30 protein-coding genes are annotated in these 26,585 nt (G+C 39.5%); 21 read left to right on the top strand and 9 right to left on the bottom strand.

What is annotated here, in order from left to right; all coding sequences use genetic code 11:
* Position 1: 1 nt before the first annotated feature.
* The 3 genes from I5M27_RS02530 to I5M27_RS02520 all read right to left on the bottom strand — a co-directional run bounded on the left by I5M27_RS02530 (position 2) and on the right by I5M27_RS02520 (position 2,448).
* The gene (locus I5M27_RS02530; protein WP_200504448.1) at positions 2-1,510 is read right to left on the bottom strand and encodes an efflux RND transporter periplasmic adaptor subunit; all 1,509 of its coding nucleotides are present in this window, start codon (positions 1,508-1,510) and stop codon (positions 2-4) included.
* A gap of 54 nt (positions 1,511-1,564) precedes the next feature.
* Positions 1,565-1,810 carry a hypothetical protein gene (locus tag I5M27_RS02525; RefSeq protein ID WP_200504447.1) on the bottom strand — a complete coding sequence of 82 codons (246 nt, stop codon included), beginning with the start codon at positions 1,808-1,810 and terminating at the stop codon, positions 1,565-1,567.
* Between the two features lie 269 nt (positions 1,811-2,079).
* On the bottom strand, positions 2,080-2,448 hold the full coding sequence (locus tag I5M27_RS02520; protein WP_200504446.1) for a hypothetical protein: 369 nt from the start codon (positions 2,446-2,448) through the stop codon (positions 2,080-2,082).
* A 531-nt stretch (positions 2,449-2,979) separates the two neighbouring features.
* On the opposite strand from I5M27_RS02520, the gene I5M27_RS02515 reads away from it, so the two are divergent.
* From I5M27_RS02515 to I5M27_RS02460, 12 genes are all read left to right on the top strand, one after another.
* Positions 2,980-3,816 carry a universal stress protein gene (locus tag I5M27_RS02515; RefSeq protein WP_200504445.1) on the top strand — a complete coding sequence of 279 codons (837 nt, stop codon included), beginning with the start codon at positions 2,980-2,982 and terminating at the stop codon, positions 3,814-3,816.
* Between the two features lie 210 nt (positions 3,817-4,026).
* Positions 4,027-5,391, top strand: coding sequence for a porin (locus I5M27_RS02510; RefSeq protein WP_234462352.1), 1,365 nt, complete (start codon positions 4,027-4,029; stop codon positions 5,389-5,391).
* A 153-nt stretch (positions 5,392-5,544) separates the two neighbouring features.
* Positions 5,545-6,885, top strand: coding sequence for an MBL fold metallo-hydrolase (locus I5M27_RS02505; protein WP_200504443.1), 1,341 nt, complete (start codon positions 5,545-5,547; stop codon positions 6,883-6,885).
* Positions 6,886-7,017: 132 nt separating this feature from the next.
* The gene (locus I5M27_RS02500; RefSeq protein WP_234462351.1) at positions 7,018-7,473 is read left to right on the top strand and encodes a DUF2892 domain-containing protein; all 456 of its coding nucleotides are present in this window, start codon (positions 7,018-7,020) and stop codon (positions 7,471-7,473) included.
* A 22-nt stretch (positions 7,474-7,495) separates the two neighbouring features.
* Positions 7,496-8,143 (top strand): Crp/Fnr family transcriptional regulator, encoded by a 648-nt coding sequence (locus I5M27_RS02495; RefSeq protein WP_200504442.1) that lies wholly within the window; start codon positions 7,496-7,498, stop codon positions 8,141-8,143.
* Between the two features lie 102 nt (positions 8,144-8,245).
* Positions 8,246-9,100, top strand: coding sequence for a sulfite exporter TauE/SafE family protein (locus tag I5M27_RS02490; RefSeq protein ID WP_200504441.1), 855 nt, complete (start codon positions 8,246-8,248; stop codon positions 9,098-9,100).
* Positions 9,101-9,248: 148 nt separating this feature from the next.
* Positions 9,249-10,661: an MBL fold metallo-hydrolase gene (locus tag I5M27_RS02485; protein ID WP_200504440.1), complete on the top strand. Its 1,413-nt coding sequence runs from the start codon at positions 9,249-9,251 to the stop codon at positions 10,659-10,661.
* A gap of 138 nt (positions 10,662-10,799) precedes the next feature.
* Complete coding sequence (locus tag I5M27_RS02480; RefSeq protein ID WP_200504439.1) at positions 10,800-11,126, top strand: rhodanese-like domain-containing protein; 327 nt, start codon at positions 10,800-10,802, stop codon at positions 11,124-11,126.
* A 101-nt stretch (positions 11,127-11,227) separates the two neighbouring features.
* On the top strand, positions 11,228-11,785 hold the full coding sequence (locus tag I5M27_RS02475) for a YeeE/YedE family protein (protein WP_200504438.1): 558 nt from the start codon (positions 11,228-11,230) through the stop codon (positions 11,783-11,785).
* Between the two features lie 31 nt (positions 11,786-11,816).
* Positions 11,817-12,230, top strand: coding sequence for a YeeE/YedE family protein (locus I5M27_RS02470; RefSeq protein WP_200504437.1), 414 nt, complete (start codon positions 11,817-11,819; stop codon positions 12,228-12,230).
* 131 nt (positions 12,231-12,361) lie between these two features.
* A complete protein-coding gene (locus I5M27_RS02465; protein WP_234462350.1) occupies positions 12,362-13,006 on the top strand; it encodes a DUF2243 domain-containing protein in 645 nt (214 codons plus the stop codon).
* A 30-nt stretch (positions 13,007-13,036) separates the two neighbouring features.
* On the top strand, positions 13,037-14,290 hold the full coding sequence (locus I5M27_RS02460; RefSeq protein WP_200504436.1) for an MFS transporter: 1,254 nt from the start codon (positions 13,037-13,039) through the stop codon (positions 14,288-14,290).
* A gap of 46 nt (positions 14,291-14,336) precedes the next feature.
* Here the strand turns inward: I5M27_RS02460 and I5M27_RS02455 are convergent, their stop codons facing one another.
* Positions 14,337-15,278 carry a YeiH family protein gene (locus I5M27_RS02455; RefSeq protein ID WP_317193540.1) on the bottom strand — a complete coding sequence of 314 codons (942 nt, stop codon included), beginning with the start codon at positions 15,276-15,278 and terminating at the stop codon, positions 14,337-14,339.
* Between the two features lie 3 nt (positions 15,279-15,281).
* Positions 15,282-15,683: a rhodanese-like domain-containing protein gene (locus I5M27_RS02450; protein WP_200504435.1), complete on the bottom strand. Its 402-nt coding sequence runs from the start codon at positions 15,681-15,683 to the stop codon at positions 15,282-15,284.
* Positions 15,684-15,845: 162 nt separating this feature from the next.
* Between I5M27_RS02450 and I5M27_RS02445 the strand changes: the two genes are divergently transcribed.
* From I5M27_RS02445 to I5M27_RS02430, 4 genes are all read left to right on the top strand, one after another.
* Positions 15,846-16,196 (top strand): hypothetical protein, encoded by a 351-nt coding sequence (locus tag I5M27_RS02445; RefSeq protein WP_200504434.1) that lies wholly within the window; start codon positions 15,846-15,848, stop codon positions 16,194-16,196.
* A gap of 329 nt (positions 16,197-16,525) precedes the next feature.
* Positions 16,526-18,076 (top strand): bifunctional metallophosphatase/5'-nucleotidase, encoded by a 1,551-nt coding sequence (locus tag I5M27_RS02440; protein ID WP_200504433.1) that lies wholly within the window; start codon positions 16,526-16,528, stop codon positions 18,074-18,076.
* 76 nt (positions 18,077-18,152) lie between these two features.
* Positions 18,153-19,031: a DsrE family protein gene (locus tag I5M27_RS02435; RefSeq protein ID WP_200504432.1), complete on the top strand. Its 879-nt coding sequence runs from the start codon at positions 18,153-18,155 to the stop codon at positions 19,029-19,031.
* Positions 19,032-19,147: 116 nt separating this feature from the next.
* Positions 19,148-19,783, top strand: coding sequence for a TlpA family protein disulfide reductase (locus tag I5M27_RS02430; RefSeq protein ID WP_200504431.1), 636 nt, complete (start codon positions 19,148-19,150; stop codon positions 19,781-19,783).
* 94 nt (positions 19,784-19,877) lie between these two features.
* On the opposite strand, the gene I5M27_RS02425 is transcribed toward I5M27_RS02430, so the two are convergent.
* The 3 genes from I5M27_RS02425 to I5M27_RS02415 form a co-directional block, all read right to left on the bottom strand.
* Complete coding sequence (locus I5M27_RS02425; protein ID WP_200504430.1) at positions 19,878-20,582, bottom strand: recombinase family protein; 705 nt, start codon at positions 20,580-20,582, stop codon at positions 19,878-19,880.
* A gap of 137 nt (positions 20,583-20,719) precedes the next feature.
* Positions 20,720-21,349, bottom strand: a complete 630-nt coding sequence (locus I5M27_RS02420) for a hypothetical protein (protein WP_200504429.1) — start codon at positions 21,347-21,349, stop codon at positions 20,720-20,722.
* A 53-nt stretch (positions 21,350-21,402) separates the two neighbouring features.
* A complete protein-coding gene (locus I5M27_RS02415) occupies positions 21,403-21,759 on the bottom strand; it encodes a hypothetical protein (RefSeq protein ID WP_200504428.1) in 357 nt (118 codons plus the stop codon).
* A 512-nt stretch (positions 21,760-22,271) separates the two neighbouring features.
* Between I5M27_RS02415 and I5M27_RS02410 the strand changes: the two genes are divergently transcribed.
* The 5 genes from I5M27_RS02410 to I5M27_RS02390 all read left to right on the top strand — a co-directional run bounded on the left by I5M27_RS02410 (position 22,272) and on the right by I5M27_RS02390 (position 26,124).
* Positions 22,272-23,681 (top strand): hypothetical protein, encoded by a 1,410-nt coding sequence (locus I5M27_RS02410; protein WP_200504427.1) that lies wholly within the window; start codon positions 22,272-22,274, stop codon positions 23,679-23,681.
* 120 nt (positions 23,682-23,801) lie between these two features.
* Positions 23,802-24,206, top strand: a complete 405-nt coding sequence (locus tag I5M27_RS02405) for a hypothetical protein (RefSeq protein ID WP_200504426.1) — start codon at positions 23,802-23,804, stop codon at positions 24,204-24,206.
* Positions 24,193-25,116 carry a hypothetical protein gene (locus tag I5M27_RS02400; RefSeq protein WP_200504425.1) on the top strand — a complete coding sequence of 308 codons (924 nt, stop codon included), beginning with the start codon at positions 24,193-24,195 and terminating at the stop codon, positions 25,114-25,116. The genes I5M27_RS02405 and I5M27_RS02400 overlap by 14 nt, the downstream gene beginning before the upstream one ends.
* 82 nt (positions 25,117-25,198) lie before the next feature.
* Positions 25,199-25,603: a hypothetical protein gene (locus tag I5M27_RS02395; RefSeq protein WP_200504424.1), complete on the top strand. Its 405-nt coding sequence runs from the start codon at positions 25,199-25,201 to the stop codon at positions 25,601-25,603.
* Positions 25,604-25,626: 23 nt separating this feature from the next.
* A complete protein-coding gene (locus I5M27_RS02390; protein ID WP_200504423.1) occupies positions 25,627-26,124 on the top strand; it encodes a hypothetical protein in 498 nt (165 codons plus the stop codon).
* 91 nt (positions 26,125-26,215) lie between these two features.
* Here the strand turns inward: I5M27_RS02390 and I5M27_RS02385 are convergent, their stop codons facing one another.
* On the bottom strand, positions 26,216-26,584 hold the full coding sequence (locus I5M27_RS02385) for a hypothetical protein (RefSeq protein WP_200504422.1): 369 nt from the start codon (positions 26,582-26,584) through the stop codon (positions 26,216-26,218).
* Position 26,585: the final 1 nt, after the last annotated feature.

The following is a 26,585-nucleotide window of genomic DNA, read 5'->3' as shown; positions in this document are numbered from 1 at the left end:
CTTAATGTTCGTGGCCGTGAGCCGGTAAAGCACCTGACATCGTGGAAAGTCTAATTTGGTAGCCGCCTTTGGTTACCACTCTTTCGCCTTCGGAAATTCCGCTTAAAACTGCTACCTGTTCGCCGTTATTGGCTCCCAGTTTCAAGTCTCTTTTCTGAAACCCTTCACCGGAAACCTGAACATAAGTGTAGAAATTACCCTGTTCTTCGAGTAAGGCCGAAATCGGAATTACCAGGGCATTTTTGGTTTCTTTGGTTTGAAGATAAATGTCGGCAAAAGCTCCTGGTACCATTCCTTCCGCCATGTCCACCTCAAAACTTACCGGAACGGTTACATTGTTTTCAGCGCTTCTGCCGTAGGTAACTACCTTGCCGTTCAGTTCAAGTGTGCTGTAGATTTTATCGCTGTTCTGCATTTTAAAACGTGCGCTTGTAATGGAGCCAAGTTTTGGAAAATAGGATTGCGATACATCTGCCCGGAGCATCAGTTTTTGGTTTTTTGTTACTTCTGCTATTGGTTGCCCGGCTGCTACGAACTGTCCTTCCGTTACCTGAATATTTCTGAGGTAGCCCGTTATTGGGGCCGTGATCCGCTGGCCACCACTACCATAATTTTTGGAGAGAGTATTGTAGGCAGTTTGAGCGTTTGAATAAGCCGTTTTTATTTCCAAGAAATCACGCTGCGAAATGATGTCGTCTTTTATAAGTTCCTGCGCACGCTGGTAATCCGAGCGGGCTTTAGAAAGATTTGTTTTGGCTTCCTGAATGCTGGCTTCCAGGTTATTCTGCGTTAAACCGCTGCCGGAAACGGAGAAAAGCAATTCCCCGGCTTTCACCGGTTCGCCTACCATAATTCCTGATTTCCCGAATTTAATAATCCCGTCGCTTTTGGCAGAAACCACCACAACGTCGCCTGGAGCAGATAATATTTGACCAGTGGTTTTGATCACTTCCGCAAAGGGCTGTTTTTTTACTTCCTGGTTTGCAAACTCGGTCTTCCAAGCTTGTTCTTTCAGGTAAGTTATATCTGATCCGGCAGCTTCAGCAGGCTGGTTGGCCATTGCTGTTTTTTCATCCTGATAAACCTGGATGTTTTCGATCACAAACTGATCCGCAAATTCCTGGGTTTTTATATCGAAAATTAATTTGCCGGTTCCAGCGGTTTTAGGCTGTAAAGCCATCCGGAATATTCCCGGAGAACTGGCGCTATCCGCAGTGCTCCGAATTCCTTTTCCGTTCAAAATAAAACTAACAGTAACCTGACCTTTTGTAAATGGTTTGAAATTGTTAAGCTTAGTTAAGTGGGTGGCGAACTTTGAAACTTGCCCAACTACCAGTGGCTTAAATTCAACAAAAAGCTCGGATTTATCGGAGTACAAGGTATAGGAAACTGGTTCCAAACCGTGAGCATGCCCGCCTTCACCGTGCTCGTGGGCTTCCTCCTGTGGCTGTTTATTGCATCCGCTCAAAACCAGAAAAAAGCCTAAAATCAATAACTGAATCTTTTTCATAAATACTTTTCCAAAATGAAAGGCAGGCATTAAAAACCTGCCTTCCGTTAAAAATTAGTGGCTATGCGGCTCTCCATCGGCGTGGGTATGTTCGCCTTCCGTAGCCGGTGCTGCATTAGTTGTGTCCGTTCCAGTAGCATCGAATTCTTCCTGGTTTGGTGCAGTTTCCGGATTGGCTTCCGTATGCGCTTCGTGGGTAGTACCGTCTTCGTGGGTATGGGCCTCGGTTTCTGTTTTCTTTTCAGCGCAGCCAACAGTTAAAGCAAGGCAAAACATTGCCGGAATGATAAATTTCTTCATCGTGATTTGGTTTTAATTTGAAAAATGAAAAAGTATAGATATGAAATTTTAAGCAGGATGGGTCCGGCACTTTTTTAGTCCAAAAGCATAGCGTTTTCCGGTAGCGATCAACCACTTTTTGGCTGAAAATGCCTACCGTTTTTAACCAGAAAAACAGGTTTAAATGCTTCAGGAATGTTCCTATTGAATATAATACGCAGGGTTTAACAGCCTTAGAATTAAGGTTGGAAACAAGCTATTAAGATTTGGAAAACAGCAAAAAGCCTGACTTATAGGATATAAGCAGGTGGCCCTCGTAATTGGAAGGAATGAAAATGGTCGGATTTATAAAAATCTAAATCCTGGGAAGTGTATTGGGAAGAACTTGGTACTTTCGGATATTTGAATAAATATTCAGCTTTAGCAATAAAAGGAACCTTTATATCCGCTTTTTTAACTGAATGTTCCTGAACTGTAGAAGGCAGAATTTCTGCAGACGTATTCTGGTGAGCTTCATGGCCTATTAAATCACCCAGCCTACCAGAATCTGGATGTTTTCCCTGCTCGTGTCCATGATCATGCTTATGGTTGTGGCTATGGCCTGGAGTTTCTTTAGAATTGTGATGATGATGGTGAGGCAGGACAATATGCGTCTGCATTACCAGGAAGGCAAAAAATAATAGAAACGATATGTATTTGCTTCTTAGCACCTTGGCAAAGGTAAAACAAATCAATTAAATAATTTTAATAATTAAAAGCGTCTGCTTAATTATATCTACATTAGAAAACGGCCAAACACTTCAATTAAAATCCAACTTGAATAAATGTTCACAAAACTTTAAAAGAAGATATTTTGCAGCACATTCACCTCATAATTAGCTTTTTGCCAGAAATGACGCATTATGAAACTACTAATTTACACTTTCCTGAAGCAAAGATGAATACGAAAAATTTCTTTAAACAACAAGCTTTCCAAAAAGCTTCTATTGAATAGCTTTAATAGTTATCAAGTAAAGTCATAAATCTATATTCAAGCAAAATCGACTTACCATTAAGATTACATTTACTAATTAGTTTATGTAACCAATGTCACTGACTACAGCTTTTTAGTTAGCCAACTTTGTAACGGAAAGAAATAACGCTATAACAGTTTTTCTTCTGAACACATAAACAACCTAAAAGCCACAGTTATGAAATTTAAAGTAATGATCCCGGTAGATTTTACACCGGTATCCGCAAAAGCCATCGAACTTCTGGCATTTCTGCAGGATAAAACACCATTGGAAACGCATCTTGTACACGTAATTCAGGTTAACCAAGCTGAATGGGCTGGCAGCAACGAAGCGTCGGAGAATATTGACCACAAAGCATTGCAAAAGCGGGAACAAGAAGCAGTTGAGAAATTCCAGAACCTGAAACAGCACGTCGATTTTTCGTTTACAAGCCAGATCCTGTACGGTGGCCTGACTACCGAATTGGCTCGGTATGCCGAGTCCAATCAGATCGACCTTGTAATAATGGGTACAAAAGGCGCTACTGGCCTGCTTGAAAAAATCTCAGGTTCCGAGGCGCAACAGTTGGTGCGACACGCCCAGATCCCGGTCATTTCCATCCACGAATTTGCCTCTATTTCGCCGATTCAACATATTTTATGGGTAGCCGACTTCAAGGAAAAACAACAGCAGAATCCGGCGACTAATACAGTAATAAAACTGCAACAGCTGTTTGGTGCTAAAATTCATTTGTTACAGATATTAGCTGAAAGCGACAAAAAAAAGGAAGCGAATTTCAAAAGCAACATGGAGCGGTTCGCCCAGGCCATGCAATTGCAAGATTCTGAACTGTACCTGAAACACGATTATAAAGTGCCACAAGGCGTCCGCAACTTTAATCAGGAAACTGAAATGGACCTGGTTGTGATCGGCACACATGATCGAAACAGTTTCAGTAAAATCTTCTATGGCAGCGTAGCGGAAACGCTGATTAACCGCTGCATCCGTCCACTGCTGACCTACCATATAAAGTAAGGCACTTTTTGGCCGGTTTATTATAGCGATTATGCCATATCTCACCCAAGGGAATTTTGGCCCAAATATCTGTTTCTAAAACGCTATGGTTTGGACGTTAAAAAGTACATCTCCGTTTCCTAAGCCAATCCTTTAATTAATAAACCAGCTTGGACCAAGGCTCCACCTGGACTGATTTCTAATATGCTTTCAAAACCTAAATTTCCGTTATTGTTGCTGAGCTTTTTTATTAGCCTGGGAGCCTCAGGGCAGCACCATAATGTTGCAGAAATTCCAACTGATTCCATTCAGGTTAGGGACATCAAAGATGTATTTACCCACGGTGAAACCGAAGGCCACATCCGGAATTACTTTATGGCTACCTATAATCAGGGCGAACTGTCTGATCATTATGCCAATGCGATTGGAGCACGTTTGGGTTTTCATTCCGCACCCTATAAGGGATTCAGGTTTGGCTTGGCTGGGCTTTTTACCTACAATGCATTTTCCTCTGATTTAGCCGAACCTGATTACAAATCGGGTAAACTACCCCGCTACGAACTTGAATTATTCGACATAGAAGAAGCAGAGAACAAAGCAGATTTGGATCGCTTGGATGAATTGTATCTGGAATACCACACCAAACACATAAAAGCCACCATCGGCCGTTTCAGTTTTACTTCACCCTTAATCAATCCCCAAGATGGCCGCATGAAACCGTATTCGGTGCAGGGAATTAGCCTGGAAATCCCGGTTAAGCAAAATGGCCGGTTCAGCCTTGCCTGGCTCGATCATTTTTCGCCCCGCAGCACAGTTTCCTGGTACCAGGCTGGCGAAAGTATTGGTATTTATCCCGTTGGAGTAGATGAAAACGGTAGGCAAACGGGCTATAAAAGTCAGGTTCAAACCACTGGGATTGCAGTTGCTGGATTTCAATGGCAAAAAACAGGATTATTGAAAAGTGAAACCTGGAATTACTGGATCGAAAACGTTTCCAATACCACATACACCAAGTTGATCTTGGAAGTAAAACCCAAATTCAGGCTCGGCGCAGAAGGTTTATTTCAAACTCAGGTTGGCAATGGCGGTAACCTGGAACCAGCCTTAGCATATTTTCCTGATCAGCAGCAATGGTTAGCTGGTGGAAAGATTGCATTCGAACCGAGCAACTGGCACTTTTCGGCCAACTATTTACACCTGGGTGCCGAAGGTCGGTTCTTATTTCCAAGAGAATTTGGGCGGGAACAATTTTTCGTAACTACCCCAAGAGGCCGCCTGGAAGGGCTTGGTAATTCTGATGCTTTGGCAGTAAAAGCCAGGAAAGATATCATTCCTAAACTATCGGCAGAAGCAGCAATAACCAAAACCTGGCTACCAGCTTATCACGATTTCCAATTTAATAAATATGGAGCAACGTCTTACTGGAATGGCCTGATCGACCTGAATTATAAACCAGAATTTGAACCGCTGAACGGTTTAAGCTTCCGGTTATTATACATTGCCCGACTATCGCCTGATACCAAACTTCCTCTGGAAAAACGGTTTTACAATACCAACTTCCATCATTTTAATTTCGTTACCCAACTTACATTCTAAACCAAGGCTACGATAAATGGTAACCTAACAGCAATTGCCATATGTGACAAACATCACTGACCAGCTTTCGGGGATGCTGTACCTTTGTATCATAAATTTTACTACTGGCTAACCCAGCAGAATTTTAAATGAGTAAAACCTAAAAGAGAAATTATGAAAATCGAGCAGTTTAATGACAAAGGCCTGGCCCATTTTTCGTACGCTATATTAAGTGAATGTGCAAAGGAAATTGTGCTGATAGATCCGGCCCGAAATCCGCAGCCCTATTATGATTTCGCCAAACAAAACGATGCTAAAATAATTGGCGTGATCGAAACCCACCCCCACGCTGACTTTGTAAGTTCCCACCTTGAAATTCACGAAAAAACCGAGGCTACCATTTACACCCATAGCCTGGTAGGTGCGGATTACCCGCATCAGGCTTTCGACGAAGGTGCGGTGCTGGAATTTGGTAAGATCAAGCTTAAATCGTTGCATACGCCTGGTCATTCGCCAGATGGTATCAGCATTGTGCTGGAACACGGTGGCAAAGATAAAGCAGTGTTTACCGGCGACACATTGTTTATTGGTGATGTAGGCCGCCCTGATTTGCGGGAAAATGCTGGTAATGTAACGGCAAAAAGAAAGGAATTAGCCCGCCAGCTTTACCAAAGCACCCGCCAGAAACTGATGACCTTGGCCGATGATATACTGTTGTATCCAGCCCACGGTTCTGGTTCGCTTTGCGGCAAATCGCTTTCCGATGCCCATTCCAGCACCATTGGCGCTGAAAAGATCGGCAACTACGCTTTAAAGGAAATGAGCGAAGAAGAATTCGTTAAGATCATTACCGAGGACCAGCCGTTCATTCCGAAATATTTTGGCTACGATGTAAGCCTGAACAAGGAAGGTGCACCGAATTACGAACCAAGCTTACAAGAAGTAAAACGCCTGGAACAAAACTTTAAACCCGGAGACGGTGAATTGATTGTAGATGCTCGGCCGGAAAAAACGTTCAAGAAAGGTCATTTAGAGGGTGCCATCAATATTCAGAACGGCGGTAAATTCGAAACCTGGCTGGGTAGTATTGTTGACCCGAAAGAAAACTTTTACCTGATTGCCGCAAGCGATTCGGAACTTGATGACCTGATTCAAAAAGCAGCTAAAATTGGATACGAGCAGCATATAAAGGGCGCATTTGTGCAGACAGAACAAGCGGCTGCTACTACTCCAGAAATTGATCTGGCTGACTTTAAAACCAACCCAGGCAACTACACCATTGTAGATATTCGGAATACTTCTGAAACCAAACCCGGTAAGTTCTTCGACAAAGCCATAAACATTCCTTTACCTGAGTTGCGGGAAAGAGCCAAAGAAGTACCAACCGATAAACCGGTAGTGGTTCATTGCGCTGGCGGTTATCGTTCTGCCGCCGGAAGCAGCATTCTGGAAAAAGCCTTGCCAAAAACCAAAGTATTAGATTTGAGCGAAGCTGTGAATGACTTCAAAAAGTAAAATTATAAACTGATAACTACCAATAACTGATAACTACCAATAGCCGGTATCTAAAAAGATGCCGGCTATTTTGCATACCGTTAGATCTGAAATATCTCAATCATTTTGCTGTCGTATAGTCAAGGAAAAACTATGGAAGAAATGAGTTCAAATCAGGAAGGCCGGGTCCGGCGCAGTTCTACCAATGAAGCAAATCGGGAAATTGACCAGGAAATACTGGATAATATTTCGCAGTATGGCTATGACAGCTTGGAGGCCCTGGAAGACCGCATAGAAGAACTAAACAAAGAATGGGATGTTGAACGCCTGTTGGAAGTAAATGCCTCTACGCTGGCCTTAACGGGCGTACTATTGGGTTTTGCGAAAGACAAACGGTGGTTTATTCTCCCGGGTATTGTAACTACTTTTCTGTTGCAGCACGGTATTCAGGGCTGGTGCCCTCCCCTGCCTATTCTCCGGAAACTGGGTTTCCGAACCAGGAAAGAAATTGAAGAAGAACGGTACGCCTTAAAAGTACTGCGTGGCGACTTTAAGCAAAATTCCGCCAATAGTGCCCCGGAAATGCTATTAAAAATAGTGCGAAAGTAAATTTAACCTTGCATTGAAATTCATGGATTCCATAAACAAAGAAGAAATACAAAAGCAATTCCCGCAGTTTGAACAACCGCTATTGGATGGCATATTAAAAGAAAGCGTGATCAAACACCTTGAAGAAGGTGAACCTATCATTCAAACCGGCCAGTATATTCGCTCCAATATTTTACTTTTAAACGGTTTACTGAAAGTGTACCGGGAAGATGATGAAGGAAATGAATTTCTGATGTATTATCTGGAACCAGGCAGCGCCTGCGCCCTATCAATGATGTGTACTGACCGCAGAGAAACCAGTCAGGTAAAAGCCAAAGCCGTGCAGTCCTCTGATGTGGTTTTAATTCCGGCGCATTTATCGGAGCAGTGGCTGGCCAAGTATAAAAGCTGGCATAATTTCGTAATTGGCACCTATCGGGAACGTTTTGAAGAATTACTGCAAACCCTGGACAGCATTGTCTTTAAAAGTTTAGATGAAAGGCTTTTATTTTACCTGAAACGCCACGTAGAAACCATCGGCTCCGAGATCCGGCTTTCACATCAGCAAATTGCCGAAGAACTGAACAGCTCCCGGGAAGTAATTTCCCGCTTGTTAAAAAAGTTAGAGCAACGTGGTGCGGTTACGTTACACCGTAATTATTTAAAGGTTCATAACCTGGAAAAGGTATAATATCCATCATTCAATTTATTGCAACGTTTTTTGGCTGCGTGATGTAAGTCACTGTGGGCGAGAATTCCATAAGGTAATTTTGTACCAACAAATACAAACCTTATGGAAATACTTGAAATTATCGGATACTTTGCAGCCCTATTAATCGGGCTTTCCCTTGGCCTGATCGGCGGCGGCGGCTCTATTCTAACTGTACCAGTTTTAGTTTACCTGATCGGTCTTACCCCGGTTATGTCTACGGCTTATTCCCTGTTTATTGTGGGCTTAACCAGTTTAGTAGGAAGCTACAGTTTTTACAAAAAAGGACTGGTCAGTATGAAGACCGCCATCGTTTTTGGCTTACCCTCTATCCTGGCCGTTTATGCCACCCGCCGCTACATCGTTCCGGCCATTCCGGAAAACCTTTTCGACATTGGCGATTTTGCCATTACCAAAGGTATTTTACTAATGCTGCTTTTTGCGGTGCTGATGGTTTTTGCTTCTATCAGTATGATCCGGCAAAAGAAGAATGCGCCACCAATGGATGAAAATGCCGATAAGGAAATCGACATTGAAAACGTAGATCCAAACGCACCACACCCTAAACCAAAATTCAACTATGCCGGCATTTTAGCCGAAGGTGTAGTAGTTGGTACACTTACCGGCCTGGTTGGTGCTGGCGGTGGCTTCCTGATCATTCCTGCTTTGGTGTTGTTCAGTAAACTGGATATGAAAATGGCAGTGGGAACTTCGTTACTAATTATTGCAGCGAAATCACTTTTCGGTTTCATCGGGGATATTTACAACTACGATATCGATTGGAGTTTCCTGGCTATTTTCTCTACCATTTCCATTGCCGGTATTTTCGTAGGCACCTACCTTTCAACGAAGATCCACGCCGATAAACTCAAAACTTCATTCGGTTGGTTTGTACTGGTAATGGGCGTTTATATCATCCTGAAAGAAACGCTGTTGTAAATTTTTAGCAGTGTAACCAAAGTCACTGACTACCCTTTCCTTTCTTGCGACCTTTGTATCGTTCTTCCAGCTTAACAATTAAATCGCTATGGCTGGAAGCAGAAAAAGTAAATAATTCATCATAAATAATTTAAAAGAATCACCTACCATGAAAGTAGAACAGATTTATACCGGTTGCCTGGCTCAGGGCGCATATTACATCGAAAGCAACGGCGAAGCAGCCATTATCGATCCGCTCCGGGAAATTACCCCTTACCTGGAAAAAGCAGAAAAAGCGGGAGTTAAAATCAAATACGTTTTAGAAACGCACTTCCACGCCGACTTCGTTTCAGGTCACGTAGACCTGGCTAAAGCCAGTGGTGCGAAAATCATATTCGGACCTAATGCACAACCTACTTACGAAGCATACATTGCTAAAGATGGCGAAGAACTGAAACTGGGAAATGTAACTTTAAAAGTGTTGCATACGCCTGGCCATACCATGGAATCTACCACTTTCTTAATGAAAGACGAAAACGGTAATGACTATGCTATTTTCTCCGGAGATACTTTATTCATTGGCGATGTAGGTCGTCCGGATCTGGCCGCTAAATCGGACCTGACCCAGGATCAATTAGCGGGTCATTTATTTGATTCCCTGCGCTCTAAAATTATGACCTTGCCAGATGATGTTTTGGTTTATCCAGCGCACGGAGCGGGTTCGGCCTGCGGCAAAAATATGAGCAAAGAAACCTACGATACCCTGGGCAACCAGAAGCAGAACAATTACGCTTTACGGGCGGATATGAACAAGGAGGAATTTGTTAAAGAAGTAACAGATGGCTTGATGGCTCCCCCTGCCTATTTTCCGATGAACGTGCAAATGAATAAAGAAGGCTACGCCAATATTGCTGATGTACTGGAACGTGCATTAATGGCTTTGACACCCGAAGCATTTGAAGTTGTAGCCAACGAAACCAGCGCCCTTATTTTAGACACTCGCAAACCGGAAGAATTCACAAAAGCATTTATTCCAAACAGCATTAACATTGGTATTGACGGCAATTTTGCTCCTTGGGTGGGTACCTTAATTCCAGATCTGAAACAGGAGATTCTATTAATCACCGAAGAAGGCCGGGAAGAAGAAGTAGTTACCCGGTTAGCACGGGTAGGTTACGACTATACAATGGGCTATTTGAATGGTGGTGTTGAAGCCTGGATAGCTGCTGGGAAGGAGACTGATAATATTAAATCAATACCAGCTTCCGAACTGAAAAAAGAGTTTAACGCAGACAGTAACATTAAAATTATAGACGTTCGGAAAGATGGGGAATACAAAGCAGAGCACGTAGAAACGGCTACCCACGCACCCTTAGATTACCTGAATGATTACCTGGCTGAAATCCCGAGAAACGAACCGGTGTATCTACATTGTGCAGGTGGTTACCGCTCCATGATCGCAGCTTCAATCTTGAAAGCCCGTGGTTTCGACAACCTGGTAAATGTGGAAGGCGGGTTCAAAGCTATTGCTGAAACCAGCATCCCGAAAACGGCATACGTTTGTCCGTCAACATTGAAATAAATTTAAATCAATTTGTAATATTAAAATTGTAACCCTGCAACGTTTTCGGCCAGACTCTCACCTGTTTATTTCTAAAGTATTAAACAGCCCTCTGGCCGGAAGCGGAGCAGAAAACCATTATTATAAAAAGGAATCGTCATGTTAAATATATTTAAAACAATCCCGAAAAATTACGAAGATTTGGATGGAAACGCCTTTAAAGCGAAGTACACAAATGCATCGAAAGCTGAACTATTGGATGTGCGGACTGCTGATGAATTCAAAGGCGGTACTATACCAGGTTCCCGAAACCTCGATATTATGACCGGAGAGTTGCAGGCTGCATTGGGAATGCTTGATAAGGATAAAGAATACTTTGTTTTTTGCCGTAGTGGTAATCGTTCAGGTTCAGCCTGTAAATTAATGGCTGAACAAGGCTTAAAAGTATATAACCTGGCTGGCGGCGTTGGTGCCTGGCCACGATAATATTTCCTAAATTATCATCCTGCATATCCTGAAAGACGCTGAAATGGCGGGATGTTTAAGGGAATTTTCTACTTATTTAAAATTTAAACAAATCCGCACAAATGCTTGAATTAATAAAACAACCCTGGCCGTGGTATACCTCCGGAATCGTGATCGTTCTGGTAATGGCCATCCTGTTATTCTTTGGAAAATCGTTTGGTTTTTCTTCTAACTTCCGTACCATTTGCGCTGCATGTGGAGCCGGTAAAAATGTAAAGTTTTTCGACTTTAACTGGAAAGCCCAAACCTGGAATTTAATGTTCCTGATTGGAGCCATTATCGGCGGCTTTATTTCCAACGAATTTCTGAGTAACGGCGAAGCGGTACAAATCTCTCAGGCTACTATTCAGGATCTGCAAGCCATCGGTTTTGCTGCCCCACAGGGATTACAGCCCGAAGAAATTTTCAGTACCGAAGCACTCTTTAGCCTGAAAGGTTTCCTGATTTTATTAGGCGGTGGATTCCTGATCGGTTTCGGCTCACGTTATGGCGGTGGTTGTACTTCTGGTCACGCCATTAGTGGACTATCTAACTTACAGTTGCCTTCCCTGATTGCCGTAATTGGCTTTTTCATCGGTGGTCTGGTTATGACCCATTTGCTGCTGCCATTAATTTTCTAAACCTGGTTTTAAGCCTTAAAAAAAATAAGAAATGAAATTCCTGAAATTTATTTTAGCCGGCATCTTGTTCGGTATTGTAATGAGCAAGTCTGAGGCTATTTCCTGGTACCGTATCCAAGAAATGTTCCGCTTCCAGGCTTTCCACATGTATGGCATAATTGGCACGGCGGTTACGCTGGCTGCTTTGTTAACCTACACCATCAAAAAATATAAACTCCGTGATATCCAGGGCAACCCGATTATCTTTACGGATAAAGAAAAATCGGTAGCCCGTTACCTGATTGGCGGTACTGTATTCGGGTTAGGCTGGGCCTTGATAGGTGCTTGTCCGGGGCCACTTTTTGTAAACCTTGGTCACGGTTATTGGCCTATCTTAGTAGCCATTTTTGGCGGCCTTGTAGGCACCTATGCTTACGGGCTATTTCAAAACAAACTTCCGCATTAATACAGAAAACGCTATCAAAACAGGCGTAAAAGTGGCAATTTTTAATCAAGGCTTTTTTCCAGCCGTAAAAAACCTTCATATAGGCGCAAAGCCTGTTTATGAAGGTTTTTTAATTCGAAAGCCCAATTAATATGAACGTATCAACCATAATGCTTTGCGTATCCTGTAATCTCAATATTCAGGAGGGGATTTACAACGAAAATTTTACTGAGATTTTTCTGAAAACCTTATTACCACTGGTTGTCTTGATCCCTCTGATCCTGCTTTATAACCATTCAAAGGTTAGAAACAGTTTAGGGGACACAGAGAAGCCTAAACTTTTAAAAGCCCCTGTAATAGCATATTCGTTGCTAATCGGGATAGGCATGGGTGGTTTTGTGGATGGTATTGTCCTGCACCAGCTTTTACAATGGCACCAAATGTTATCGAATCAGTTGGCTCCGGTTACGCTGGAAGCCAAAAGCATAAATATGTTTTGGGATGGCGTATTTGAAGCAGTAACGTGGATATTAACCTTAGCTGGTATTATTCTAATGTGGCTTTCCAGAAAAAGGACAGATCTGGACTTGTCAAACAAGATCTTTATTGGCGGTCTGATTGCCGGTTGGGGTATTTTCAATGTAATGGATAGTGCGAATCATTTTATCTTTCGTTATCACAATGTAAGAGACAATGTTCCCAATCCAGAAGCATGGAATATTGGATTCCTGATTATGGCAATCTTAATGGTTCTAATCGGGTGGGGCATTATGAGAATGAATACCCGTAGGACTTGATTTTAAATGTATTGTTTTTTTTAGAAAGTTATGGCTATTGCTAAATTAGGCCTTCGGGAAAATGCATTCCAATTCTGGTTGCTGGTGCTGGTAAATGCTTTCGTGGGCGCAATGATTGGCCTGGAACGCTCCGTAATCCCTCAGTTTGCCGAAGTCAATTTTGGACTTAACGGTAATTCAGCGCTGTTGAGTTTTATAGTTGCTTTCGGACTGGCCAAATCGGGCGCAAACCTGTTAATGGGTAAACTTACTGGTCGCTTTACCCGCAAACAGATATTATTGCTTGGTTGGTCTTTTGCCTTACCTGTTCCCTGGCTGTTGATCTATGCTCCTAATTGGAATTGGATAATATTTGCGAACCTTTTGTTGGGAATAAATCAGGGATTAGCTTGGAGCAGCACCGTTGTGATGAAAATTGACCTGGTAGGCGAAAAGAATCGGGGTCTGGCAATGGGCATTAACGAATTTGCCGGCTATCTGGCAGTTGGCTTAATGGCCTTTCTGGCTGGTTACCTGGCCTCCGAATTTGGAAATGTTGTCACGGCTTTCATTCCAGGTATTCTGTTTTCGATGGCTGGTTTGCTGATTTCGCTGCTGTTTATAAAAGATACTTACGCCCACGTACAAACCGAAACCCTACAAACCAATATTCCATTGCTGCAAAATGTATGGAAAGATACCACCTGGCGGCACAGCAACCTTGGTTCCGTTACGCTTAACGGGTTTGTAAACAACCTGAACGACGGAATTTTATGGGGGCTATTACCGGTGCTGCTGGCATCGAAAGGTTATACCATAAAAGAGATCGGGATGCTTGCTGGTATATACCCAGTTGTTTGGGGTTTAGGCCAGTTAGTTACCGGCAAGCTTGGTGATCTGGTTTGTAAAAAACAGCTTCTCAGTTTGGGAATGGTGCTACAAGGGTTAGCCATTTCCGGACTTTTATTCAGCCAATCGTTACCGATTTTAATAACTGCGCTGGTTTTACTGGGAGCCGGTACTGCTTTGGTTTATCCTAATTTCATAACGTTAGTAGCCGAAAACACGCACCCTGGCCAGCGACCGCAAAGCCTCGGTATTTTCCGTTTTTGGCGAGATTTCGGGTATGTAGCTGGTGCGGTTCTGGCCGGAATTATAGGAGATTTATTTGGATTGGAAACGGTAATAATTGGAACTGCATTACTAACGGTAGGTGCCGGAATTTTATCAGAGATCCGAATGTGTTGCACCAATAAGCTACTTTGGCGAAGTGAAGAATGTCAGAAATTCACCCCAGCTATTTAATTAAAAGCGTTCAGGCCACTACCGAATTTCAACAAAAGTGGCCCCTTCACATCAAGTATATAACGGCAATTAGCGATCCGGTGGCTACCAGTACCCAAAGCAAAACTCCTTGAACAAATGGCCGGAAACTGATGGTTTTTAATAGAGATAAGCTGATACCAGCACCCGTTAGAAATAAACTCAGGATCAATCCTTTTTTAGCCAAAGAAGTTAGACCAGCGTACACATTTTCCAATCCAGGAATCAGCGTATGAACAACTGAAGCGGCCAGGAAAAACAAGATAAATTTGGGGAAGGCTGCATTTTTTCCTTCTGTTTTAAACATAAGTCCAGTAAAAACTACCATCGGTAAGATCCACAAGGCTCGGGTTAGTTTTAAGGTAGTAGCAATTTCAAGGGCTTTTTCACCGTAACTGGTGGCCGCTCCTACTACTGAACTGGTATCGTGAATCGCAATAGCTGCCCAAACTCCAAACTGTTCCTGTGAAAGTTGTAGATATTTGCCAACCACTGGAAAAATAAACAAGGCCACCGCATTCAAAATAAAAACAATCCCTAACGCTACGGTTATCTCTTTTTCGGAAGCTTTAATGGCTGGGGCAATCGCTGCAATGGCGCTACCGCCGCAAATAGCTGTTCCGCCAGAGATCAGGTGGCTTAATTTCTTTTCTACCCCGAATAACTTTGCTAATAACAGACCTAAGACCATCGTTACCGCCAACGAGACGGCAGTATAAAAAAAGCCACTAATTCCGGTTTCCGCCACCTGGGTCAGGTTAATACCAAACCCTAAACCAACTACTGATGCCTGCAAGGCAAATTTAGTAATTTTTCCTAATTGCAATGGGTACGGATTCCCAAGACTCAAACCCATTATTATACCTGCCAACAAAGCCAGAGGCGCACTTATAAAGTCGGTAATGAGAATTAGGACCAGAAAAAGCCAGAAAAGCGAAACCCGAAAAATTTGATTTACTTTTTCCGACACGATTTATTTGGTATGTACTGCTGCTTGTTTTAATTCCTTATAACCAGCCTGGGAATTGATGATCTTTTTAAAGCCTTTATTTTGCATCAGGCTGGCAGCTTTTCCACTACGGTTACCCGATGCACAATACAACAAGTAAGTATTGGTAGTACCCAGCCTCTCTAATTGCTGTTCAAAATCTGGGGCGTAGAAATCCAGATTCGTAGCGCCTGTAACGTGCCCTTCGGAAAATTCTTCTGGCGTTCTGACATCCAGAATCACCATTTCCTTATCTTCCGAGATCAATTCTTTGGCCTGCATAGCATTTACATCCTGCCGGCTTCCACCGGAAGAATTTTGCGATTGCGCACAGCCAGAAACGGTAAGCATCGCAACGAAGATCAGGTTTACAAAAAGACTTTTCATATCAGTTAGTATTTAAGTTACGTTAAATAAGCTGCAAGTACCGTTTTATATAATGGAAGTTCAGTGACAAAAATCACATAACCTTAAATCCAAAGCTGGTATCTTTGTAAACCAATGAATTAATTTGATTTGAAAGACCACCTTAAAATACTGACCTGGCTGATGTTGATGATACATCTGACGTCGTGGGCGCTGCTGCAAGTAGCACCTGCCGGTACGGGGTATGTGGTTTTCAAAAAGGAATGTTTCCGCTCCGAAGCCCGGGCTACTTTACAGGCAGTCTCCCGAAATCAACAAAACCCGGAACAACAAGTTGCATTACCAACCTCCGAACAATCTGAACAACCTGTTCCGGAAGTGAAAGTGTGCATCAGCAAGCTGGCACCGCCACCAGTAGCTTTTTCCGTATCGGTTTTACCTCCCTTTACCCTGTCCGAAACAGCCCCGTTTCAGCAAGCTTATTACCATTTCCTTTCCACTTCCGAAGAACCTGATCCTCCAAGGTTCGCTTAATTTCCTATTTCTCTTAATCTGAATTTACGGCTTTAACCTACACCACTTTTCTTTGGTGCTGGTTAGATCAGGCTATGTTTTTCATACGTCGTTAATTCATTTCTAAACGAAACCAGCATAACTCCTATAACCCTTTAAAGCTTTCTTTTAGTGGGTGGTTGACTAATATGTGCTACTTTTCAGGTACTCCCTTTCCTTCATTTTAAACATAAAAGATGTTTCATATACTCAAAAAAATAGCAATCACGGCGCTCCCAGCAGCCGGAATCTTTCTTGCTTCCTGCCATGGCGGTAAGCAAAACCAAACCGCTACAACATCCCAAAACGCTATGCAAAACGACATAAAAACTGTTACCATTCTGCAGACCGCCGACATTCACGGTCAGGTTGAACCGCATCAGGAATTCTTTGTAGAAGACGGCCAGTTCAAATTCAAAACCCGGGGCGGACTGGCGCATATCCAAACCATTTTCAAACAGGTAAAAGCTGAAAACCCAGGGGGAACGGTAATTGTGGACGGCGGTGATCTAATCCAGGGAAGTGCCATTGCCGCCCTTACCGAAGGAAAAGCCTTTGGTCCCATCATTAAGTCGATGGACTACGATTTCCTGATTCCGGGCAATTGGGAAGTGATCTATGGTCCAGATAAAATGAAAAGCGTGCTAAAATCTTTCGATACGCCGATTGTGTGCGCCAATGTGTACGAAGAGAAAACGAACCAAATGCTTTATCCGCCCTACCTGGTGAAAGAAGTGAACGGTGTAAAGCTTGGCTTTATTTCTTACAACGACCCCGAAGTGCCGATCCGCCAGAATCCATCTTTCAGTAAAGGTCTTGTTTTTAAGCAGGTGGAAGACAACTTGGAAAACCTGATAAAAGAATTGAAAGAAGATCAGCAAGTGGATGTGCTTTTTCTGGTTACGCACATCGGCATATCCAAGCAAATTCACCTGGCCGACCAGGAATACATTAAAGGCGTCGATTTTATTCTGGGTAACGATACCCACGAACGCATCCGGAAACCAATTCAACGCAAATATGCCCAGGTAGTAGAACCGGGGGCTTTCGCCTCATTTGTCGGCCGCCTGGACCTTGACATTAAAGACGGAAAAATTGTAGGCCAACGCTACGAACTTATCGATGTAGATCCAGCAAAATATCCCGCCGATCCGGAAGTGCAGCAGGTTATAAACGAACAGCTTGCTCCCTACCGCACTCAGATGGACAAAGTTTTAGGCTACACCACTACGCCGCTTTACCGCTACCTGGTGGTTGAAACCGGAATGGATAATATGATTACGGACGCCGTTCGCTGGAAAACCGGTGCCGACATTGCCATCTCCAATGGTTTCCGTTTCGGTAATCCCATCATTCCCAATGCATCAGGGAAAGCAGCTATTACCTACTCCGATATCTGGAATATGCTGCCGGTAAATGAAAACGTGAAAACCGGTAAAGCCACCGGCCAGCAGATACACGATTGGATGGAAAAAGAACTGCACAATGTATTTGCCGAAAAACCCTTGGAACGCTTCGGCGGCTGGCTGATCCGTTTTTCAGGAATGGAAATGACCTTTAACGCCAACGCCCCGAAAGGCCAGCGGGTGCAAACCATAACCATCGGCGGAAATCCAATAGACCTGAAAAAAGAATATACTATGGCTGCTTGCTTACGTCGGGGCGAACCCGACCACACGCTTTGCCGGATGCCCAATGCCAAAGACCCGAAAGTGCTGGACTACACCATTCACGATGTAATGGCCGAATACTTGCAAAAGAAAGGCACCGTTTCGCCTAAAACCGATGATCGAGCCAAAGCCTTGGATTTGCCGGAACCAGTTTTATCGCAGGTCCCTAATGTAGATTATGTATTCCGGTAGGAAATAAGAACCGACTTTTTCGCCCGAAAACCATAGCGTTTTAAGGTCCTAAACATTAATTGAAAATCGAAAAATTATGCAATCAAATAACCTGAATAAAATATCATTTCTGGCTTTACGTATCATGGGAAGCCTCATTTTCATTACTGCTGCTTTCAACCACCTGTTCCAGACATCAGAAGCAGCAGCCCGATTAGAGAAAGCAAAAATGGGTTTCCTGGCAACTTCTATGGCCGATCCTGAAATTTTGGTAATCCTCTCTGGTATTGGTTTACTGGTTGGTGGCCTGATGCTGCTGGTTGGTTTTCAAACCCGAAAGGCTGCGCTCCTGCTAATTCTTATCCTAATTCCAATAACGCTTACAATGCAGGTGGGAAGTGTCGCTACCATGGGACCGCTTTTTAAGAACATTGCAATTATGGGTGTGTTGCTGTTCTTTATGGCGAACGGCGCAGTTTACTATGGTCTGGACCAATACCTGGTTAGGAAAAACCAATTAACTGCCAGTACCAATAATGCTGTAAAAATGATGGCAGTTGTTTTCCTCGGAGTAATGGCCATTAGTTCCTGCTCCACAGCACAAGCTGTAAATTCAGCGTCAGATTCTTCTGTTTCTGTAAAGAATAACTACGGCATCCTGATCAGTCAACCGGACCATCTGAAAGCTGCGGTAAATACGGCCCAGACCATGCGGAATGAAGAGAAGTATAACGCTGATAAAATTGTAATTATGGCTTGTGCTAAATCGGTGGAAGCCTTTAAAAAAGACAGCGAAATGAAGCTATTTTTTGAAGCTGGAAAAGCGGCCGGGGTCACTTATAAAGTTTGTGGTATGTCGCTGGATAAGTTTAAAATAGCACCTTCGGAAATTATGGATGGCGCTGAAATTATCCCTAACGGGTTAACCTATATGTTCGACTTGCAACAGGAAGGATTTATCACGGTTGAATTGTAAAACGGTAACATTCCAAACCTTAAAATTCTGGCCAGAGTAACTTTGGTCACTGTGGCTGGAATTTTAAGGCAATACCTTTGCAAGAACTTATCGAGAACTTTTAAATAGAAAAGATCATGACTAAAAATAAATTTTCATTCCGTAACATTCCAGGCTGGGTTTATACCGTGGTTGTTTTTGGATTTCTTTACCTAAGCGGACTCCATACTGAAGCCATTGGCCAGGTGCAACGGGTTTTACTGGCAACTGGAATAATGCAGCCAGATCTGCCGGCAATTCCAGCAAGCCGGTCTTCAATAAATAAATCGCCGGAAACGGAAGTTGTACCAGAAGCAATGTTAGCCAATGATTTTTTGTTGCAGGACCTGCAAGGAAATATGGTTAAGTTCAGCAGCCTGAAAAACAAGGTAGTCTTTATGAATATTTGGGCAACTTGGTGTCCGCCTTGTGTAGCCGAAATGCCAGGTATTCAAAAATTATACGATAAGCTTAACGGCGAAAAGGATATTGCCTTTGTAATGCTTTCGGTAGACCAGAATGGTATGGAGAAAGTAAAGAAATTCATTTCGAAAAAAGGTTATACATTCCCGGTGTACCTGCCAGCCAGCAATATTCCTGCTACTTTCCAAACACAATCGATTCCGACTACTTTCATTCTGGGTAAAGGCGGCAAAGTAGCTGCTCGCCATGATGGTATGGCTGATTACGATTCGAAGGAAGTAAAAGACTACTTGGAAGGGTTAGCTAAGTAAAATTAAACCATAAACAGAATCATATAAAAGGTAAGAGCCAATGCAACATTCAGCATTGGCTCTTTATTTTCTTTAATAATATATAGTATACAAATTATACTGGTTCAACTATTCTGTAATAAATCCTTTGAACTTGAACTGCTTGGAACTTACCACCTTTACTTGCTTTGAAACCTGCATCATTCAATTTATCAGAAATAATCTGCCAACTAAAACCTTTATCTCGATATTCTGAAATTAACGCCCCAGCTCTCTTATTATTTGCATTAGCTAAAGCTTTAGCTTTTATCGCAAGTATACCACTCTTTGAAGCTTCACCAGTTTTATAAGCAGCAGAAGCTTCTCGCCAGTTTTTACCATTGCGACGACGAATCACTTCATCCAGAGCATTTTTGGTTCTAATACTAATAAGTTCACGTTCTCTATCTGCAATAGCCATAAAAAGAGTTAGTGTAAACTTGTCCAAATTCGGGATATCGCAGCTTTCTAACCTACCTTCTAAGTCCCGATAAATACTTAAAGCTTGTTCAGTATTCCGGCTTAATCTATCGATTTTTGCCACGACTAAAATAGACTTCTCCTTTTTACAAAGTTCTAAGGCTTTTAAAAGCTGTGGACGATTATCAATGGATTTTCCACTTACAGCATCTGTAAATTCTGCCAGAACATTCTTGCCACTATAGAAATGATTTAAATATGTCCGCTGAGCATCTAATCCTAAACCGCTTTCTCCCTGCCGCTTTGTACTTACTCTAAAATAGAATACATATTTTTTTTTATCACTTCCAGAAAAATCCATAACATCGGTTTTGATTTATCTAAATATAGTAAATTTTTAATTCATTTACAAATCTTCAACGAGGGTTGAAGATTTGTAAATGAATTATTTTTTTTAATCTATGATCATTTCAAAGGCTATATTTTTGTCTTGAATCATTAATCATTGATTAATAAATTAATATTAGTAATGATATATTGTCTTCTTACATGTCGTAGGTCAATTTCAAGGCTAAATTCGTCATAGTCCAACATATCACATAAGATATCATAAGTTACAATTGAAGTTTTTAAATAATATAGATTATTATAATCATCAAATTTTCCGTAAATTTCATACATATTACCATTACGGGAACATAAATAAATAACAGCAACTCCATAAACCTCGGAGTATTTATTCCAGTACTTATAAACACCAAGGTATGTTAACTCTTTAAAAAATATCTCGGCTTCTTTAAAATATAAAATATCATCTGGAAGCAAATCGCTTGGGTTAAGAATAAATCTTGCATTTGACCGGGGCTTATTTACTAAGTAACGCATCAATGAGTCGTTTTCCGGTAAATCAAGTAAATTGCCAGTGTTATATTTTTCTGAAAAAACTTTAAGATCCATATCTATTATTGGCTGGATCTTATCTGTTACAATGTTTCCATTATTTGCTAATTCAAGCAACGCATTTTCAACATCTCTTAGGTGTTGATCAATACATATCTTGGTTTTAATGTCATCATCTTCACCAAATGTAAATTCTGACGATGGGGTAAATAATTCTGTAGTTATCATTTTTGTAATTCTTTTAGCATTTATAATCTATTTAAGTGAGAATCAAATCCAGGTTAATCGTTAATAATATTTAGTATTTTTTCTTTCCTGATATCTGCTTTTGTTTTTTCGATGCAAAGTGTAGCATAATACTTCTTCATGCTTAAATTGTACAGAACTGACAAGGATACCTTTTCATCAATTACTAACTCTCCTATATGATTATATTTATAGATGCCAAAGTCATAATTCATTTCTTTATGATCAGGCCACTTTTCTTTTAATAGGAGTAAATGACCAGAAATTGATCTTGATTCATGCATTTCAAAATTCCATTCACCATCGATGATTTTTGCAGTACAAGAATAGTGTATCTTAAAAACCGAATTAGTGTCTTTTCTTTGCTTTTTTATTCTTTTAAGTAGTTTCATAATATTTTTTTACAATTTAAAATTCTATGCTTATAGATTATAAATTTTAAAAGTTTGGAGCATAAGATTGCCTAAGGCCAATTTATAATTTGTCTAAATAGCGGCTTCTTAATTTATTTCTGCTTATAAAAATGGAAATAACCAAATAGACATTTTTCCACCATAGAATAAAGGGCCCATTACTTACCGTCTCTTTATAAAAGAACTTTCAATAGGTAGTTAGAATATAATCTGAAAAGTGAGAGTACAAATGATAACAATCAAAGAAATTTAACTTTAAAATATTATAATTAAGCAATTACAAATAATTATAAATAATTTATTTAAGAACAAGCATTAGTTCTAAAAAAATGGCATTATCACTAATTTAATAGATTTATTCTAATATTTCACATCAACACTACAAAATATTTAAATAAGTAAATTTATATTTCAGGTTTATAGTGAAAATATTTCGGTACTGGTAATACAACTTTTTAAAAAATATCCATACAATAATAAAGCGTATGGTTATGAAAAACGAAGATTTAGAAATATATACTCCAAAAAATTTTAAAGCGAAAGAAATATTACGGAATGAAGGCTGGAAAGATTTTATGATAGAAAGGCATAGCCAAGAATTAGATTTTATGCTTCACCAGTTATACATCAATCAGGTAACAAATAATAAATATAGTAAAAATGACTTTATCCACTTATCAAGAAAATATCATTTTGAAAGATTTCTAACTTGTCGCTATACACAAATTTTAAAACCACTCTTATATAAATATAAGATCATAGAAGAATTCGATCCACTAAATATTGATCATCAAAACAGAAATAAAAAGGTGAAATATGAAGTAGCTACAACTGAAAATAATTTCCAGGGTGAATGCAAAGGTTATCGATTAACAAAAGAATACGACGTAATGCACCGACGGATCTTAGTCGACAAATACACTACGCTACACAAAAACATTTTAAAATATAAACAAAAAGATTTATCCAATCAAGACGATGTTACTCAATGGATACAATCTAAAATACAAATTATTAGTATTAGGAAATATGAAGCGATTCGATTTGTAGAAGACTGGTACTCTAAAAATTTATCAAAGCCAGATAAAATAAAACTTAAAAGAAAACAAATCAAAGAACTAAACCGACTTACCACTGAGTCCGCAAAATATACTTACTTAAAAGATATATTAGATAATAAGCTACAAAAATATTTATATAGTATCTATTCAATATACGATGGCACTGGTTTTAATGCGATAAGGGATGAAAAGGGATGCCGTATGCATCATCCAATTTCAACTCTTTGGCGGGAGCTGCGTCAATTCCTTTATATTAAAGAAAACCCTAAAGCGCAGATTTATAGTATAGACGTTGCAAATGCTCAACCTTTCTGTTTAGTTAAAATATTGTTTAAAGCATTTCCAAACCGGAACTTTCCTCCTGATGTAAATAAGTATATCCAATTAGTTTGTGAAGGCAAATTTTACCAATATTTAGCAGATATATTAAAAGTAGCACCTGAAGATATACCGGAATTTAAAGTAACACTTTTTGCTAATGTATTTTACAGCTTAAACCAAAAAGGATATTACACAAAGGAAGCTGAGCTATTTCGACAAGAGTTCAGCACAGTTTACCAAATAATCCAGCAGGAAAAAATGAGCAACTATAAATCCTTATCTATTGCTATGCAAAAAATAGAGTCTACTGCGGTAATAGATGGAGCATTAACGGAGCTAATGGAAAAACATAAAAATAACTTCTCAAGCCAGAGCCATTTCTTTTGTTCTTTACATGATAGCATACTATGCGAAGGTGAATATATTAATGAAGTGCAGGCATTAGTATTGAAGCACTTCTGTTCTGAAGTTGGTATCGAGCCCAAACTTAAAGCTCCAGAAACTTTTAATATTATTTAAAGTTCCTAACCGCATAAAAAAAAGCAAATAAAAAAGTTTGCTTTTTTTTATGAACCTCCAAAACAAAAGGATTTTTTCTCATATAAAGTGGGTAAATAAATTGTAAACACCACATTTAATATGAATTTAAAATCAAACCCAAACCAATTTTTATTTAATAGTACCAAAGGATCACTGCCAGAAGAATCACTAATAATAGATGGTAAAAGTTACCCAGCTAAGTACTTTTTCTTATATGCAGAACTTGACCAAACCGATTCTTTTCCAGCATACCATTCAAAGATTTTCATTAATCTAACAAATAACAAAAAAGTTCTATTCAAAGAAAAATACGACTATACTAAATCGGAGTGCGAGCAAGTAATACAACTCCAACTTACAGATTTCCATGCGAAGCATATAGATATGAATGATCTGCAATTAAAAAAAGCAGGTTATCAAATCGAATCTGAAAAATATAAAACCTTTAAACGCAAATTCTTAATCAATCAACAGTTAACAATCGACTTCGATGCAAATAATTAATACCAATCACCTTAATACATTATACGAATATATACCTATTCAACCGAGTAATTTATTTAACAACCGTGGCAGAATAGAATGCGAAACAAGAGAAAAATTCGCCTTGAATGTTACAGGTACACTGAAAAATATTCTTTTAGCAAACAACTATCCACCTGAATTAATAGAAATAGAATTTCTGGTAGAAAATGAAAAGTTGTACTACCGAGGAAAAGAGTTACTAAAAGAGACCACGGATTATTGTGAATTATACGATGTAGCTAAAATTTGCTTCAAACATACATCTCCAATAAATAATTATCATGCTGCTTCTCTAATTATCAATTTGATTGAGAATGCAGATATTCAAATTCATAAGGAGGAGGATGCACCAGAATTCATACAACTATCAATAGAAATCAATAAGCTAAATTCTTTATTAAATTCATTTATAGACAATGGAGAAGTGGTCTCAAAACCAAAAATTTATCATCCAGGGTTGGATATCATAATTCAAATGATTAAGATTTTTGGAAGGGATTTTTATTTTGATTACCTCGAACACGAAGATGTCCCTATTCCAGAACTAAAATTTAAATTAACTAACAATATATTTTTTATAGAATACACGTACCCATCTAATATTATTTTTCTTAACGGAGGTGGATATACTAAAAAGGAAAATTCATTTTGTTTAATTACTGAGATGGATTATGAAATTGTAAAAAACCTACTATTGTTAAACAAATTAGATATCCACTTTAAAAACGCAATGTGGATACCGCAATTTATTTCATGTATACAATATTATTTATTTAGAATAGATAATAGACCAATTGATAGAGATAAGCTCCAGGAATGGGAAACCACTTATGCCATCTGGACAAAATTAGTTAGAAAAGAAAAAATTAAATCACTTTATAATATTTAACAGGATTATACATTGTATTTACTTACTAAGCCAACAACAATAATTGGACCAGTGGCAAACAACATTTAATACAAAATAAATTATGATTTTAAAAGACATAACATTAATAAAATATAAAGAAATTAAAGCAACATATGGAAAAGATTATATTCAGTATTATAATCTTGCATTAGCTGAGTTTAATAATTTAAGGGATACTTTCCTTTACAAAAAATTATTACCTATACCTGATTCAGATGGGCAATTTTATATTTTAGCTCTTATTGATCAAGGTGGGAATTGCATCAGAGCAGCCTGGACTTCATTTTCTCCGTTACATTATTGGATTAATCATTTAAAAGAGAAAGATGTTTTGATTAATAAAATTAAAGATATCATAATCTTGGACACTGTATCTGATAAAAAAGAGGCTATTAAAAAATGTAAAGAACTTAAATCATCAATTTTAAAAATATCCAGAACCTATAAAACATCTAATATTGAATAATATATATCAAAAAATTAAAAATAATGTCCATAATCTATTCAAATACGCCAACATATGGAAAGGGTTGTAATTCTCAGAATACAGAAAAATTATTATTTAAAGTAATTGATGAATTAGATTGCTTAGAAGTACTTATAAATTTTGATGGGGATTCACCAGACCGAATTATGATAGATTTTTCAATAGACCAAAAAATGCTTACTATTTCATATGGTTATGGAGGTATTAATGCCTTGAGCAATCTTAAAGATCTTTTTCATTTGATTTCATTAAAGTTAGTTACCTCAGCTGATAAGAAAATTGCACACAAATACATGGAAATAAATCATTTACCATTACAATTTAGGAATCTAAAAACGGTATTGAGAATCTTAAAATTTGAATTTAACAACAGCACTGATACTTCAGAAACTGATAACTTAACTATAGAAAAGAATAATTGGCGTAAATCTCCTGAATTTAAGGCTTGGGCGAAAACGATCAGAAAAAGTAGAATTGATCATTTTCTAACCTGTTCATAGAAATTCAGCTAACCAAATAGCTGAATTTCTATGAAGCCTTTAGCTCAGGCTCTTACCAACGGATTTAATCTTCATTAGAAGGCTTACCTGCTTATTCTTGGTTCAAATAAGCTTCAAAATCTAATATTCCATTACCAACATCATCTGGGCCAATTTCAATTTCGTATTCTGAAAGATCCATTCTTGAAATTATTACACTAAAACCTGTTACTTCAAAATAAGATTTACCACTTTTGAAACAATTGTTAATATTAAAAAAAGTGAAGCCTGAGTCCCAAACTGTTGTATTCCAGGAACTAATTAAATTCGAAATAAAAGCTTCTACATTTCCTGGATTAATAAAATAATCGAACTGAAAATCAATTATCGCTTGTTGAATAATTTGAACCTCGTAATGATCTTTACCTGCTTGTACTGCAAAAATATAGGGATCGTTCAGATAGCCAGCCTTATGCTCCATG

Origin of the sequence: Adhaeribacter terrigena (genome assembly GCF_016623615.1) — a bacterium.
GTDB lineage: Bacteria > Bacteroidota > Bacteroidia > Cytophagales > Hymenobacteraceae > Adhaeribacter_A > Adhaeribacter_A terrigena.
This window is presented reverse-complemented; position numbering and strand designations above follow the sequence as displayed.